Below are 11,492 nucleotides of genomic sequence, written 5' to 3'. Positions count from 1 at the left end.
CATCGAAAGGATCCCCATGTCCCAGCCCGATCCCCTCTTGGCCAGCGACCCCCCGAGCACCGTGCGCCTGCCGCTGGCCATGCTGCAGGAACTCGTGCCGCCCGGCTCGACCCTGCCGCTGGCGTGGGTCGTCCTCGTGGGCCACCGCGAGCAGATCAGCACCCACGACGGGCGGCCGGTGTACGGCGACGTCACCAGCTGGCAGCCGATCCTGCCGGTGTCCTACGAGGGCCGCGCGGTCGCGGTCGCCGAGCGCCTGGGAGCGGCGTCGCTCGGCAGCGAGCCGGACCAGTGGCTCTGGTACCCGGCGACCGACGACGGCGACCTGCCCATCACGGAGCTGTGGGGCGTGGTCGACGGCAACGATGTGCGGCCCGAGGTGGCCATCGCCCCGCTGACGGCGCTGCTGGCCGAGTCCCAGGACGGGGGCCAGTCGTGAGCGCTCCCGCCCTGGAGGCCGTCACGATGCTGGCCGCCCGCCAGGTCCTCACCGCCGCCGCCGACCTGCTGGAGACGACGTACCCGGCGCCCCGGGTGACGTCGGTGGACGTCACCCGCGTGGTCATCGAGGCCGCTGACCGGGTGCTGCCCGGTGACCGGTCCGCCGCCTACCACCTGGCCGTCGACGCCCTGGACGTGCTGTCCGCTCACCGGCGGGAGCTGGGTGAGGACCCCAAGGCGCTGGACCGGTGGACCACCGTCTACAGCCGCGTCGAGATGGTCGCGCAGATGCGCGCCGCAGCCGCCACCCCCACCACCGAGATCGGAGACCAGGCATGAGCGACCGCGCCGAGTACATCAAGGGCCTGCGCGAGATGGCCAACCTGCTGGAGGCCAACCCCGAGGCGAGGTTGCCGTACTACGGCAACGACCAGCCCGTCCCGGTCTACCTCAGCACCATCTACGGCCAGGACCCGCTCGCCGGGGCGCTCGCCTACATCGCGGCGATGAACGAGCGTCCGACGCTGACCTTCGACGACCTGGAGGGGAAGCCGAACCACTGGCTGAAGGTGGACGGTCGGATTCGCGGCGTCCACGTGTGGATGCGTTTGCGGGTCCGCGAGGTGTGCAAGCTGGTCGACGGCGAGCCGGTGGTTCCGCCCGCCCTCCTGGCCGCGCCCACCGGGCAGCCCGCGCCCACCACCGCCGGGCCGGACCGTGTTCTGGCCGCACTCGCCGCGGCACTCAGCACCCTCAACGACGTGCGGCACGAGCGCGTCATCATGACCGCCGCCGTGCTCGCCCACCGCCACGAGCTCACGCCGCAGGAGGCCGCCGAGATGGCTGCGAACGACTGCTCGGGCGAGACCACCCGGTCGGCGTGGGCCGAGGCGACGCGGCTGCTCGATGGCGCGGCCCTGGCGGTGGCCGGTGGCTGAGATCAACGTCCCCACCGGCCCCATCGAGACCGAGCCGTACAACGCGATCCGCACCGCTCCCGGCGAGTCCCTGACCGCCGCCTGCCGCACCGCCCTGCTGCGCGAGCTGGGCGGCATGGAGGCAGGCGCTTGGGACGACGAGCTCCTGGGCTGGCTCGCCAACCAGGACCCGTCCGTCGTCGCCACGGTGTGCTCCTGGCTGCGGCGGGTGCGCGCCCTCCCGCCCCCGACCGCCCCGACCGTGCGCGGCGGCCCCGAGCTCGACGACGCCACCGAGGCCGAATACCGCGCTGAGCAGAACGACTACACCCCCGAGGAGCAGGCATGAACGTCCCGTACCAGGTCGGCGAGACCGTCGACATCACCCTCCGCAACGCCGTGATCATCCACTCCGTCAACGGCTACCTCGACATCGAGCTGCCCGACCACGAGCAGATGTGCGTCCAGGTCGACGGTGACGGCATCGAGATCACCCGCCGAGTCCCGGCCGAGGGCGAACCGCAGCCCGGCGACGTCTGGAGTGACCGCACGGGCGACCTGTGGTTCGCCGCCCGCCACTACCCCGACTACGACAACCGCGAGGACTCCCGAGGGATCAACGGGGACGGGTGGCGGACCGTGCTGGTGCCCGACCGCGTCGGCGAGCAGGGTTCCCCGGTGCGGCCTGAGTTCGTCAACGAGCAGTACGGGCCGCTGAAGCGCCAGTTCCGCGCAAGGCCCCAGCTGGACCACGGGCTGAGCGAGGCCGCTGCCGCCGAGCTCGCCGCGGCCGTGGACGGTGGCCAGTGACGATCACCCTGCCCGAGCTGGTCACCCCGACCGGCGTCCTGATCCTCCCGGCCGACGCCTCCCGCGAGGAGTGGCTGAAGGCCCGCCGGTCCGGCATCGGCGGGTCTGACGCCCTCGGGGTGCTGGGCCTGTCGCAGTACAGCAGCCGCTACACCGTGTGGGCCGACAAGTCTGGGCTTCTTCGGGAGACCGACGACTCCGAGGTCATGCGGTGGGGCCGCCTGCTGGAACCCGTCATCGCGGCCGAGTTCCAAGAGCGCACCGGCATCGAAGCCACCACCTGCGGCCTGATGCGGCACGTGGAGCGGTCCTGGCAGCTCGCCTCCGTCGACCGACTCACCGCGGACGGCGGCGTCCTGGAGATCAAGACCACGTCGGCGTACAAGGCCGGCGACTGGGATGACGACCAGCTCGCCGACGCCGCCGAGGCGCAGCTTCAGCACTACCTCGCCGTCACCGGCCTGGAGCACGGGTACGCCGCCGCCCTGATCGGCGGTCAGCGGCTGGAGATCCGCCATGTCGAGCGCAACGACCGGCTCATCAGCCTGATGGTCGAGGCGCAGGCCGACCTGTGGCAGATGGTTCAGGACGGCACCCCGCCCGCCCTGGACGGCACCGACGCCACCGCCCGCGCGATCGCCGAACTGTGCCCGTACGCGATCGATCTCCCCGCCGAACTGCCCGCCGCCATGGTGACCCGTCTGCGGGCTGACCAGGGCTGGGCCGAGGAGATCAAGATCCTGGAGCAGCAGCGCAAGGCCGTGAAGAACGAGATCACCGCGCTCCTCGGTGACCTCAACGTCGGCACCTACCAGGGCCAAGACGTCGTGACCTGGAAGAACACCGGCAAGTTCGCCGCCGACAAGTTCACCAGCGACCACCCCGACCTCGCCGAGCAGTTCACCGCACCGGTCCCCCAGCTCGACGAGAAGGCCCTCAAGGCCGCCCACCCCGACCTGTACGCGCGCTACCGCAGCCGCGTCTTCCGACCCATCAAGAAGGGCCTCCAGTAATGGGACACAACCTCACCGAACGCGCCGCCGCCGCCGCCCGTGGCCAGGCCGCCGAGCAGCCCCAGACGCTCGGCCAGCAGATCCAGCAGATGCAGACCCAGTTCCAGCTCGCCATGCCCAAGGGTGCGGAGGCCGGCCAGCTGGTGCGCGACGCGATGACGTGCCTGCGGATGACGCCGAAGCTCGCCCAGTGCGAAGCCTCCAGCGTGCTCGGCGGGCTGATGACGCTCGCCCAGCTCGGCCTGCGGCCCGGCGTCGGCGCCCTCGGCCACGCCTGGCTCCTGCCGATGTGGAACACCAAGGAACGCTGCCACATGGCGACCCTGGTGATCGGCTACCAGGGGTACGCGGAGCTGGCCTACCGCACCGGCCGCGTGCTGAACATCGCGCCGCGCACCGTCTACAGCAACGACCACTTCCGCCTGTCCTACGGCCTGGCCGCCGACGAACTCGTGCACGAACCGCACCTCGACGGCCCGCGCGGCGATGCCCGCCTGTACTACGCGGTGGCCCGGCTCAAGGACGGCGGCTACGCCCTCACCGACCCCATGACGCAGGCCGACATGGAGACCCACCGCGACCGGTTCGCCATGGCCAAGCTCAAGGACGGCACGATCATCGGTCCCTGGCGTGACCACTTCGAGGCCATGGCCCACAAGACCATGGTCCGCCGCCTGTCCAAGCTCCTGCCCAAGTCCACCGAGTTCGCCTACGCCCTCGCCGTCGACAACGGCGTCCGCGTCGACCTCACCCCCACCACCGCCCCCGACGAGGTCACCGAGCGCCCCGTCATCGACGGCCAGGTCGAGCCCGACGCGATCGAGGCCCCCGCCGACGGGTCGGCGGTCGACGACGACGGTTGGCCCGAGGTGGTCAAGCCCGGCAGCGGCGGCCCGAAGGCGGGCGCGTGATGAGCGGCCCCGAGCACTACGGGCAGGCCGAGCACCTGCTGGGCCTGGCCGATCGCTCCCCGATGGGCGGCGACGAAGAGCGCTTCTACCTCGGCGCCGCCCAGGTGCACGCGACGCTCGCCTTGGCCGCCGCGACCGCGCTGACCGGCGACCGGGCCTCCTACACCGACGAGCCGGAGATCCGGGCATGGCACGCCGTCGCCGGGACTGAGGGCGGTGAGGTGCCCGATGCCTCGTGACCTGCGGGCCGCGGTCCTGCACTACCTACGGACTGGCGCCGTCACCGTCCTCACCGCCAGCACCCCGACCGACGGCCCCAAGGCTCCGCTGCTGGTGCACGCGCACGTCGCGGGCTACCGGTCGACGCACCGGGTGAGCCGCACCACGGCGGGCTGGACGTGCTCGTGCCGCTACAGCGACTGCGCGCACATCGCGGCGGTCGCCATGGTCACCGGCCACTCGACGCCGGTCCGGCCCGAGCCGCCTGCCCCGCACCACCCGATCCCCATCAACAACGCCTCTGGGAGGGCCTGATGACCGACATCACCGACCTGCACGAACCCGGCGACGACCGCGAGCCTGAGCCGCCGGACGAGCACGAGCCGCTCAACCTCGACGAGCTGGCCGCCACCCTCACCGACGCCCAGGGCGACCCCGAGCCGGGTGCGGCCACGGCCGAGGTCCTTGCCTCGGTCCCGCACCTGCTGACCGAACTGCGCGCGGCCCGCGAGCGGCTCGCCCAGTGGCAGGCGATGCCGATCGAGACGTACCGGTACGTCGTCGCCGGTGAGCGCGACCCCGACGAACACCCGCTCACCGAGGAGGCCTCCGCCGAGCGGGCGATCGCGGAGTCGATGTCCTGGCCTGACAGTCGGCCGCTGCGCCGGGCTGTGTACCTCGGCCCCTGGGAGGACCTGCTGCCCTTCTCTGACGAGGCGCCGTTCTGATGGCGCACCGCAAGGACCGCGCGAGACGCGGCCGACGGCCCCGCCTGCACCCCGCCGAAGTGGCGCTGGTCGCGCTGGCCGTGCTGGTGACCGTCGTCGTCCTGACCATCTACGCCGCATGAGCAGCCCCCGCCGGACCCTAACCGGCGGGGGCCACCCAAGGAGGATCTCATGATCAATCGCGTTCCCACCCGGTTGGCCTTCGCGGGCCGCCCCGAAGTCCTGCCCGTCCGGTTGCGGATCGGTGACGTCCCGATCGGCGGCCTCGCCCTGGTCGGCGCGGAGCTGACCGTGGAGACCGACCTCACCCTCGACACCGCCCTGGGCGTGCGCGCCGAGCTGGACAAGCTCATCGCCGACCTGGAGAAGGCCAGCCGGGCGGGCATCGCCCGCGAACCCAAGCCGCCGCACACGGCCGCGTCGCTGGCAGCGCCGCAGTGAGTCGCCTCGTCCCGCCCATGCCCGCCCCTCGCCAGCCCAGCGGAGATCCCGTGACCGAGACGAAGACCGTCATGACCAACGCCGCGTGGCGCGCCGAAGGCGCCCGCCGGTTCGGCACCGACGACATCATGCAGTGGAAGTTCCGCTGCGTCTCCTGCGGTACCGAGTCCAGCCCGGCCGACTTCGAGAAGGTCAACGCCGATCCCCGGCGCGCCCCGCACGAGTGCATCGGCCGCCACCTGAAGCCCGTCATGCACATCGACGGCAACAGCAAGCCCTGCAACTGGACGGCGGGCGGCATGTTCCGCCTGTCCTCCGTGGTCGAGATCGAGGGCATCGAGGGCAAGCCGACGTTGGCCTTCCCCTTCGCTGACTACATCGGCGGGGAGCCCGCCTGATGGCCACCACCGCGCAGATCGAGGCGGCCGCCCGCGCGAGCGACCAGCCGACCGTCTTCCGCAGCGATCCGGCCCGTGGGCTCATCTACGTCGCCTACACCGACGAGCGCGCCGCCGCGGCCGAGCGCGAGGAGCGCTTCCACGCCGCCCTCAAGATCCGCCAGCGCTACCGGAACCCCGACTCGTGGCTCGACTGCCTCGGCCTGTCCGACGTTCCCACCGGCCCTGAGGGCTGGTGCACCTGCCCGACCCCGACCTCTACGGAGAAGCAGTGACCACCGACCCCCGCCTGAAGACCATCACCGAGGCACTGAGCACCCTGATCCCAGGCGCCGTCCCTGACAACCTCACCGTGCGCGTCGAGGAGCAGCTGCTCGCCGGGCGGAACTCCTGGGACGGGACCATCGACGCGGTCGCCGCGCGGATCCACCACGCCTTGCATGGGCGTCCGGAGCAGGCCAAAGGCCACGAGCCGACCACTACCCCCGAGCAGGCCGCCCACGTCCTGCACCACTTCGGTGCGACCGGCGGCATGGAGCCCGGGTCGTTCACGCAGCTCCTGATCACCACGATCGCCTCCGCCGACCGCACCAACGTGCTCCGCCTGGCCGCGATCTACCCCGGCTACGTCGGCGCCTGCAACCTCGCCCAGAACCACGCGGACGGCATCCGCGTCCTGCAGGGGCTCGCCCGCCAGATGCTCGTGCCAGCGCCCCAGGACGGCGGTGACGGCCGTGACTGACCACCGCAAGCTGACCCAGGCTGAGCTCCTCGCCGAGCTGCGCGAGCGCTTCGGCGACGACTGGACAAGCTGGGCCTTCCAGTGCCCGCACTGCTCCGACATCGCCACCGGCCTCGACTTCTCCGTCGCGCTGAACAACTACCCCCGCAAGGGCCACGACGGCCAGGAGGTCACGGCCTCCGCCGTCCTCGGCCAGGAGTGCATCGGCCGCACCCTCTCCAAGGGAGAGGAGCGTGGCTGCGACTGGGCGGCGTACGGCCTGTTCCGCGGGCCGTGGGAGCTGACCCTGCCGGACGGCCAGAGCATGTGGTGCTTCCCCATCGCACCCGCCCCGGCCGTGAGCGAGGTGGCCCCGTGCGACGCCTGATCGGACGCCTGATCGCGTGCCTGCGCCGCGGGCACTGGCCGCAGATCCACCGGGGCCGCCACGTCACCCTGTGCCTGCGCTGCGAGCCGTGCCTGGTGTGCCGGTCCGACGCGTTGTCCTGCATCGGCCGATGCGCCGCGGAGCGGCTGTCATGACCGCCGGGAGCCACGAGCGCGGCACCGTGCGCGGCTGCCTCGCCTGCACCGACCCCGGCCAGCTGCTGGCCTGGCTCGCCTCCGAGCGGGCCAAGGCCGACGAGCACGCCGCCCGGGCGACGACGCTGCGGGCCGCGGGCGAGGAAACCGGGCAGCGGCACCTGGCCGCCGTGATCGCCGGTGAGGGCTGGAAAACCCTCGTGGCCTTGCAGCAGGAGCACCTGCGGCTGTGCGGTGAGTCCAACGCCTACGCCCAGCGCGCGCTCATCATCCGCGGTCACGCCGACCGGGTCGAGGCCGCCCACCCTCAGGCCGTCGGGCCGCAGCAGTCGGCGCTCTTCGGAGCGGCGTCGTGACCGCCGACCGCACGGAGCTGCTGCGCATCGGCATGGAGGTGATGGTTCCCATGTCCATCGCCGCGGTCGCCGACTGGTCGGCCGAGGGCCGGCAGGCGGCTGCGGTCTCCGCCGCTGACCTGATCAGCTCCGGCGCCGATCAGATGTGGGAGCACAACCCGCGCAAGCGGGACCTTCCGCAAGGGCGCGTCACCGCCACCATCGCCCGGGGTCTCGCCGTGCTGGCGTATCAGCCGGGCGGCGTGACCTGGGCGGGCAGCCACTGGTGTACGGCCCCGCACGAGGGGTGCCCGACGCCGGCCAGGTGGTCGTCATGACTGAGGAGCAGCTGGCCAAGACGCTCGCCGCGGTCGTCACCCCGCAACGCCTGTACGCCGAGCTGAACGCGCGCCGCAAGGAGCTCGGCTGGCCGTGGTGGAGGGTCGCCGTCGCCTTGGACGTCAGCCCGAGCGCGCTCAATCGGCTGCGCCACGGCGCACACATCCAGGGGATCCGCGAACGCGCCCCCGAATGGCTGGAGCGGATGGATAAGTCCGCTTTCCCGGATCCGGGAAAGCGCTCTGACCAGGCTTCTTCCCGGATCCGGGAAGAAGCGGCGAGCAGTACCCCTCGACAGGCTCGTGAGTAGAAGGAAGGCGTCAGGAGGTGGCGGGCTGCTCATCAGCGGCCCGCCCCTCCGCCGTGCGCGCTTCTTCGGCAAGGCGCTTCTCCTCGGCCACGCGGGCACGGCGCACCCACTCGCGGTCGAAGCCGGCGATGCGCGCAACCTCGCCGACCGGCTCATCTGCGGCCAGGGCGTCGAGGACCTCGCGGGCGAGCGCCTCGCGGGCCTTCTTCTCGTCTTCCATGGCGCGTCGATAGGTGCGGCCCAGCCGCTGGAGCCGTGCTCGGCGCTCGCTGTCCATGTCCTCATGATCGCACAGGGCATGCGGCATTACCTGGTGGCCTACGTCCATGGGAACCAGTGTGCCACATGCTATGCCGCTGTCCATGCCTCACCATGTGGCATACACTGTTGCCAGAGGTCACCGCCATCTCACCTGACCAGGACATGACAACCCACTGAACCGACTGGAGATCAACCAAGTGGCATGGGCACGCATTGACGACGCCTTCGACGACAACGCGAAGGTGTTGGCCCTGCTTGAGCACGACGACGGCGTTACCGCAGTCGGCCTGTGGACGTTGTGTCTGGCCTGGGCTCACCGCAACACCCGGCGCGGCGGAAAGGCTCCGGGCGTGATCCCGGCCAGCCTGCCGCGCCGCTACCTCGGCCCCCAGGGCAAGGCCATGGCCGCCCTCCTGGTCGAGGTCGGACTGTGGGATGTCCTCGATGGCGGATGGAAGTTCCACGACTTCGAGCAGTACCTACCGAGCGACGAGACGAAGGCGGCCCGGTCGGCCGCGGGCAAGCTCGGCGCCCAGAAGCGATGGGGTAACAAGCAGCCTTCGCCGACCAGCGAAGAGCCTGCCGACCCGGAGCAACCGGATAGCAAATTGCCATCGGGTAGCCATGACGATGCCACCGGCGACCTAGCAAACGATGGCACCGCCGAAGCAAACGATGGCTCGCGCGCGGGCGCGCACCGGGTTATCCCTTACGGGATAACACCCACTCCCACACCCGAGCCCGTTCCGCCTACGGCGGGCGCTGGCGCGCCGCGCCCCGCCGCCTCGGCCGTCACCACGACAGCCCAGACCATCACCGGCGAGTGGATCGAACGCTGCCAGAGCCGCCCCCCGCAAAAGGTCATCGGCCAGCTCGGCAAGGAGATCAAAGCCCTCCTCGGCGAAGGCATTCCCCCCGACGACGTCCGCCGAGGCGTCGCCACCTGGATGGCCAAGGGCCTGCACCCCTCCACGCTCCCGTCCGTGGTCAACGAAGCCATGAACGCCGGAGCCGCCAGCTCACCGCCCCAGTCCCGCAACGCCCAAATCGTCGACGCATCCCTTCAACGCGCCATGGCCCTCGAAGAGCGCATGCGCGAAGCCGGAACCCTGCCCACCACCAAAGGAGCGATCGCCCGATGACACCTGTCGAAGCCGCAGTGCTCACCCGCCGTCTGATCCGCCTCTGGCCCCAGCAGCGCATCGAAGACGGCACCCCCGACGAGTGGTACGTCGCCGCCCTCCACGCCGTGGACTACCAGGACGCCGACAACGCCCTCAACAACCTCGTGGGCGTGAACACCTTCGTGTCCCTCGCCGAGATCCTCGCCGAGGTCCGCCGCATCCGGGAATCGCGGATCGCCCGCCACCCCATGCCAGCACCCCCGGCTGAACTCACCGACAACCCCGGCGCCTACCGCGACCGCGTGATCCAGTCCACGAAGCAGCTGGCCGACGGCCTCGACGTCGGCCGAGTCCTCGCCCTCGGCTCCGGCCGCCCGCCGACCGACGAGTACAACTGGGCCCGCGGCCTCGACCGGCACCCGCTGCGCATCGCCGCGAAGAAAGTCCGCTGCCCCTGGTGCAAGGCCGGGATCGGCAGCGCCTGCACCACCGCCGCCGGCCGCCGCCTCGACCAGCCCGCCCACGACGAGCGCCTGGTCGCCGCGGACCTCGCCGACTGGGACGACGTCGGCAACAGCGTCCGCCGCGTCGTTCTGCGCCAGGCGGACCTGCCGTGAGCCACCTCGACGCCACCGCCCGCCGCGCCTACGCCCGTGGCGAGCACCCCATCGACCACGCCCACATGCGCCTCACCGCCGCCTTCGACCTCTACGCGGAGGAGCAGCTCCTCCCGCCTCGGCAGATGGCCGGCCTCATGCTCGCCGAGCTCCTCGCCGCCGGATGGGGTCCGGCCGGAGGAATCACCGTCCCCGACTTCCCCACCGACCTTCACCGGGAGAGCTGATGACCACGTCCGCCACCCTGCTCGCCGTCCCCGCTCGCCTCGACGGCTGGGACTCCATGCCCTCCGGCCTCCTCATCCCCCGCACCACACCCCCACCCCGGCGCCGAGACAAACCGATCGCCGTCGAGTTCTTCGCCGGAGCCGGCGGCTTCAGCCTCGGCTTCAAGTACGCAGGCTGGCACGTCGCCGCCGCCGTCGAATGGGACCTGCACGCCGCCGCCACCTACCTGTGCAACCTCGGCGGCCCCGAAACGATCGTCCACTTCGACGACCCCGACCGATGGGCCGCCTGGCAGAAATTCAACGGCGACGAGAAACACCGCTGGGTCAAAGCCGGCGCCCCAGTCGGATTCGCGGGCGCGGGCACCGGCTGGATCGCCAGCGGCGGCCACGACGGCCCACCGCCCGCAGACTGCACGTGCGCCCCCTGCGTCAAGGCGGTCCCCTGCGAGCAGTTCTGGATCGCCGACGTACGCCGACTCACGGGCGCCGAGATCCTCGACGCGCTCGGCATGGAAGTCGGCGAGGTCGACGCCGTCATCGGCGGCCCGCCCTGCCAGGGCTTCTCCGCCTCCGGAAAGCGCGACGTCATGGACCCCCGCAACTCACTGGTCTTCGACTACGCACGGCTCGTCCTGGAGATCAGCCCGAAGACGTTCGTCATGGAGAACGTCCCCGGCATCGTGAACATGGTCACCCCCGAAGGCGTGCCTGTGCTCGACGCGTTCTGCCGGGTGCTGTCCGACGGCGGGTTCGCCGCCTACGACGCCCTCAAGCGGACCCTTCAGGCGCAGGCCGGTTCGACTGGCTTCGTGCGCGACGACAACGTCCGGAAGAGCGGGAAGGCGTCGCGCAAGCAGCCGTCCAAGCCCGCCCAGCCGCAGCTCGACCTGTTCGGCGAGGCCCTGTCGTGAGTGACACCGACCCCGACATCGCCGCCGAGTGGACCGCCCTCCGCACCGGCCTGACCCGCATGCTCCAGCCCCACGTGCAGGACCACATGCTCGACGACCTCGTGAAGCGCATCGTCGCCGAACTGGTGAACGGACCCGGCTGGAGACCACCGATCAAGGCGCTGCCCGCCGTGATCCGAGACGCCCGCGTCCGGCGAGCCCTCGCCGCCAACCAGGAGTAGCC

General features: G+C 71.4%; 26 protein-coding genes. 25 read left to right on the top strand and 1 reads right to left on the bottom strand.

Annotation, left to right across the window (positions count from 1 at the left end; translation table 11 throughout):
- Positions 1 to 16 precede the first annotated feature (16 nt).
- From OG884_RS15760 to OG884_RS15665, 20 genes are read left to right on the top strand one after another with little or no spacing between them, the layout of a single operon-like run.
- Positions 17 to 439 (top strand): hypothetical protein, encoded by a 423-nt coding sequence (locus tag OG884_RS15760; protein WP_326646106.1) that lies wholly within the window; start codon positions 17 to 19, stop codon positions 437 to 439.
- Positions 436 to 780 carry a hypothetical protein gene (locus OG884_RS15755; protein WP_326646105.1) on the top strand — a complete coding sequence of 115 codons (345 nt, stop codon included), beginning with the start codon at positions 436 to 438 and terminating at the stop codon, positions 778 to 780. The genes OG884_RS15760 and OG884_RS15755 overlap by 4 nt, the downstream gene beginning before the upstream one ends.
- Positions 777 to 1,379 carry a hypothetical protein gene (locus OG884_RS15750; protein ID WP_326646104.1) on the top strand — a complete coding sequence of 201 codons (603 nt, stop codon included), beginning with the start codon at positions 777 to 779 and terminating at the stop codon, positions 1,377 to 1,379. Before OG884_RS15755 ends, OG884_RS15750 begins: the two co-directional genes overlap by 4 nt.
- Positions 1,372 to 1,707 carry a hypothetical protein gene (locus OG884_RS15745; RefSeq protein WP_326646103.1) on the top strand — a complete coding sequence of 112 codons (336 nt, stop codon included), beginning with the start codon at positions 1,372 to 1,374 and terminating at the stop codon, positions 1,705 to 1,707. The genes OG884_RS15750 and OG884_RS15745 overlap by 8 nt, the downstream gene beginning before the upstream one ends.
- Positions 1,704 to 2,168 (top strand): hypothetical protein, encoded by a 465-nt coding sequence (locus OG884_RS15740; protein ID WP_326646102.1) that lies wholly within the window; start codon positions 1,704 to 1,706, stop codon positions 2,166 to 2,168. Before OG884_RS15745 ends, OG884_RS15740 begins: the two co-directional genes overlap by 4 nt.
- Positions 2,165 to 3,181, top strand: a complete 1,017-nt coding sequence (locus OG884_RS15735) for a YqaJ viral recombinase family nuclease (protein WP_326646101.1) — start codon at positions 2,165 to 2,167, stop codon at positions 3,179 to 3,181. The genes OG884_RS15740 and OG884_RS15735 overlap by 4 nt, the downstream gene beginning before the upstream one ends.
- Positions 3,181 to 4,092, top strand: coding sequence for a recombination protein RecT (gene recT / locus OG884_RS15730; RefSeq protein ID WP_326646100.1), 912 nt, complete (start codon positions 3,181 to 3,183; stop codon positions 4,090 to 4,092). Before OG884_RS15735 ends, recT begins: the two co-directional genes overlap by 1 nt.
- Positions 4,092 to 4,331 carry a hypothetical protein gene (locus tag OG884_RS15725; RefSeq protein WP_326646099.1) on the top strand — a complete coding sequence of 80 codons (240 nt, stop codon included), beginning with the start codon at positions 4,092 to 4,094 and terminating at the stop codon, positions 4,329 to 4,331. Before recT ends, OG884_RS15725 begins: the two co-directional genes overlap by 1 nt.
- Complete coding sequence (locus tag OG884_RS15720; RefSeq protein WP_326646098.1) at positions 4,321 to 4,626, top strand: hypothetical protein; 306 nt, start codon at positions 4,321 to 4,323, stop codon at positions 4,624 to 4,626. The genes OG884_RS15725 and OG884_RS15720 overlap by 11 nt, the downstream gene beginning before the upstream one ends.
- Positions 4,626 to 5,039 (top strand): hypothetical protein, encoded by a 414-nt coding sequence (locus tag OG884_RS15715; protein WP_326646097.1) that lies wholly within the window; start codon positions 4,626 to 4,628, stop codon positions 5,037 to 5,039. Before OG884_RS15720 ends, OG884_RS15715 begins: the two co-directional genes overlap by 1 nt.
- Positions 5,039 to 5,161 (top strand): hypothetical protein, encoded by a 123-nt coding sequence (locus OG884_RS15710; RefSeq protein ID WP_326646096.1) that lies wholly within the window; start codon positions 5,039 to 5,041, stop codon positions 5,159 to 5,161. The genes OG884_RS15715 and OG884_RS15710 overlap by 1 nt, the downstream gene beginning before the upstream one ends.
- Before the next feature lie 49 nt (positions 5,162 to 5,210).
- The gene (locus tag OG884_RS15705) at positions 5,211 to 5,480 is read left to right on the top strand and encodes a hypothetical protein (protein WP_326646095.1); all 270 of its coding nucleotides are present in this window, start codon (positions 5,211 to 5,213) and stop codon (positions 5,478 to 5,480) included.
- A 50-nt stretch (positions 5,481 to 5,530) separates the two neighbouring features.
- Positions 5,531 to 5,878, top strand: coding sequence for a VVA0879 family protein (locus OG884_RS15700; protein WP_326646094.1), 348 nt, complete (start codon positions 5,531 to 5,533; stop codon positions 5,876 to 5,878).
- A complete protein-coding gene (locus tag OG884_RS15695) occupies positions 5,878 to 6,153 on the top strand; it encodes a hypothetical protein (RefSeq protein ID WP_326646093.1) in 276 nt (91 codons plus the stop codon). Before OG884_RS15700 ends, OG884_RS15695 begins: the two co-directional genes overlap by 1 nt.
- Entirely contained in the window at positions 6,150 to 6,620 is a 471-nt protein-coding gene (locus OG884_RS15690) for a hypothetical protein (protein ID WP_326646092.1), read from the top strand. Before OG884_RS15695 ends, OG884_RS15690 begins: the two co-directional genes overlap by 4 nt.
- Complete coding sequence (locus tag OG884_RS15685; protein WP_326646091.1) at positions 6,613 to 6,987, top strand: VVA0879 family protein; 375 nt, start codon at positions 6,613 to 6,615, stop codon at positions 6,985 to 6,987. Before OG884_RS15690 ends, OG884_RS15685 begins: the two co-directional genes overlap by 8 nt.
- Entirely contained in the window at positions 6,975 to 7,142 is a 168-nt protein-coding gene (locus OG884_RS15680) for a hypothetical protein (RefSeq protein WP_326646090.1), read from the top strand. The genes OG884_RS15685 and OG884_RS15680 overlap by 13 nt, the downstream gene beginning before the upstream one ends.
- On the top strand, positions 7,139 to 7,498 hold the full coding sequence (locus tag OG884_RS15675; protein ID WP_326646089.1) for a hypothetical protein: 360 nt from the start codon (positions 7,139 to 7,141) through the stop codon (positions 7,496 to 7,498). Before OG884_RS15680 ends, OG884_RS15675 begins: the two co-directional genes overlap by 4 nt.
- A complete protein-coding gene (locus OG884_RS15670; protein WP_326646088.1) occupies positions 7,495 to 7,815 on the top strand; it encodes a hypothetical protein in 321 nt (106 codons plus the stop codon). Before OG884_RS15675 ends, OG884_RS15670 begins: the two co-directional genes overlap by 4 nt.
- Positions 7,812 to 8,126: a hypothetical protein gene (locus tag OG884_RS15665; RefSeq protein WP_326646087.1), complete on the top strand. Its 315-nt coding sequence runs from the start codon at positions 7,812 to 7,814 to the stop codon at positions 8,124 to 8,126. The genes OG884_RS15670 and OG884_RS15665 overlap by 4 nt, the downstream gene beginning before the upstream one ends.
- Positions 8,127 to 8,136: 10 nt before the next feature.
- Here OG884_RS15665 and OG884_RS15660 read toward each other — a convergent pair whose 3' ends face one another.
- A complete protein-coding gene (locus OG884_RS15660) occupies positions 8,137 to 8,454 on the bottom strand; it encodes a hypothetical protein (protein WP_326646086.1) in 318 nt (105 codons plus the stop codon).
- A gap of 130 nt (positions 8,455 to 8,584) precedes the next feature.
- Between OG884_RS15660 and OG884_RS15655 the strand changes: the two genes are divergently transcribed.
- The 5 genes from OG884_RS15655 to OG884_RS15635 are packed head-to-tail and all read left to right on the top strand — an operon-like array spanning position 8,585 to position 11,490.
- Positions 8,585 to 9,529 (top strand): hypothetical protein, encoded by a 945-nt coding sequence (locus tag OG884_RS15655; protein WP_326646085.1) that lies wholly within the window; start codon positions 8,585 to 8,587, stop codon positions 9,527 to 9,529.
- Entirely contained in the window at positions 9,526 to 10,128 is a 603-nt protein-coding gene (locus OG884_RS15650; RefSeq protein ID WP_326646084.1) for a zinc finger domain-containing protein, read from the top strand. The genes OG884_RS15655 and OG884_RS15650 overlap by 4 nt, the downstream gene beginning before the upstream one ends.
- Positions 10,125 to 10,355: a hypothetical protein gene (locus OG884_RS15645; protein WP_326646083.1), complete on the top strand. Its 231-nt coding sequence runs from the start codon at positions 10,125 to 10,127 to the stop codon at positions 10,353 to 10,355. The genes OG884_RS15650 and OG884_RS15645 overlap by 4 nt, the downstream gene beginning before the upstream one ends.
- Positions 10,355 to 11,269, top strand: coding sequence for a DNA cytosine methyltransferase (locus OG884_RS15640; protein ID WP_326646082.1), 915 nt, complete (start codon positions 10,355 to 10,357; stop codon positions 11,267 to 11,269). Before OG884_RS15645 ends, OG884_RS15640 begins: the two co-directional genes overlap by 1 nt.
- Positions 11,266 to 11,490, top strand: coding sequence for a hypothetical protein (locus OG884_RS15635; RefSeq protein ID WP_326646081.1), 225 nt, complete (start codon positions 11,266 to 11,268; stop codon positions 11,488 to 11,490). Before OG884_RS15640 ends, OG884_RS15635 begins: the two co-directional genes overlap by 4 nt.
- Positions 11,491 to 11,492 lie beyond the last annotated feature (2 nt).

It is taken from the genome of Streptosporangium sp. NBC_01755 (assembly GCF_035917995.1).
GTDB lineage: Bacteria > Actinomycetota > Actinomycetes > Streptosporangiales > Streptosporangiaceae > Streptosporangium.
Note: the sequence above shows the minus strand (reverse complement) of the source record. Positions and strands in the feature narration are given on the sequence as shown.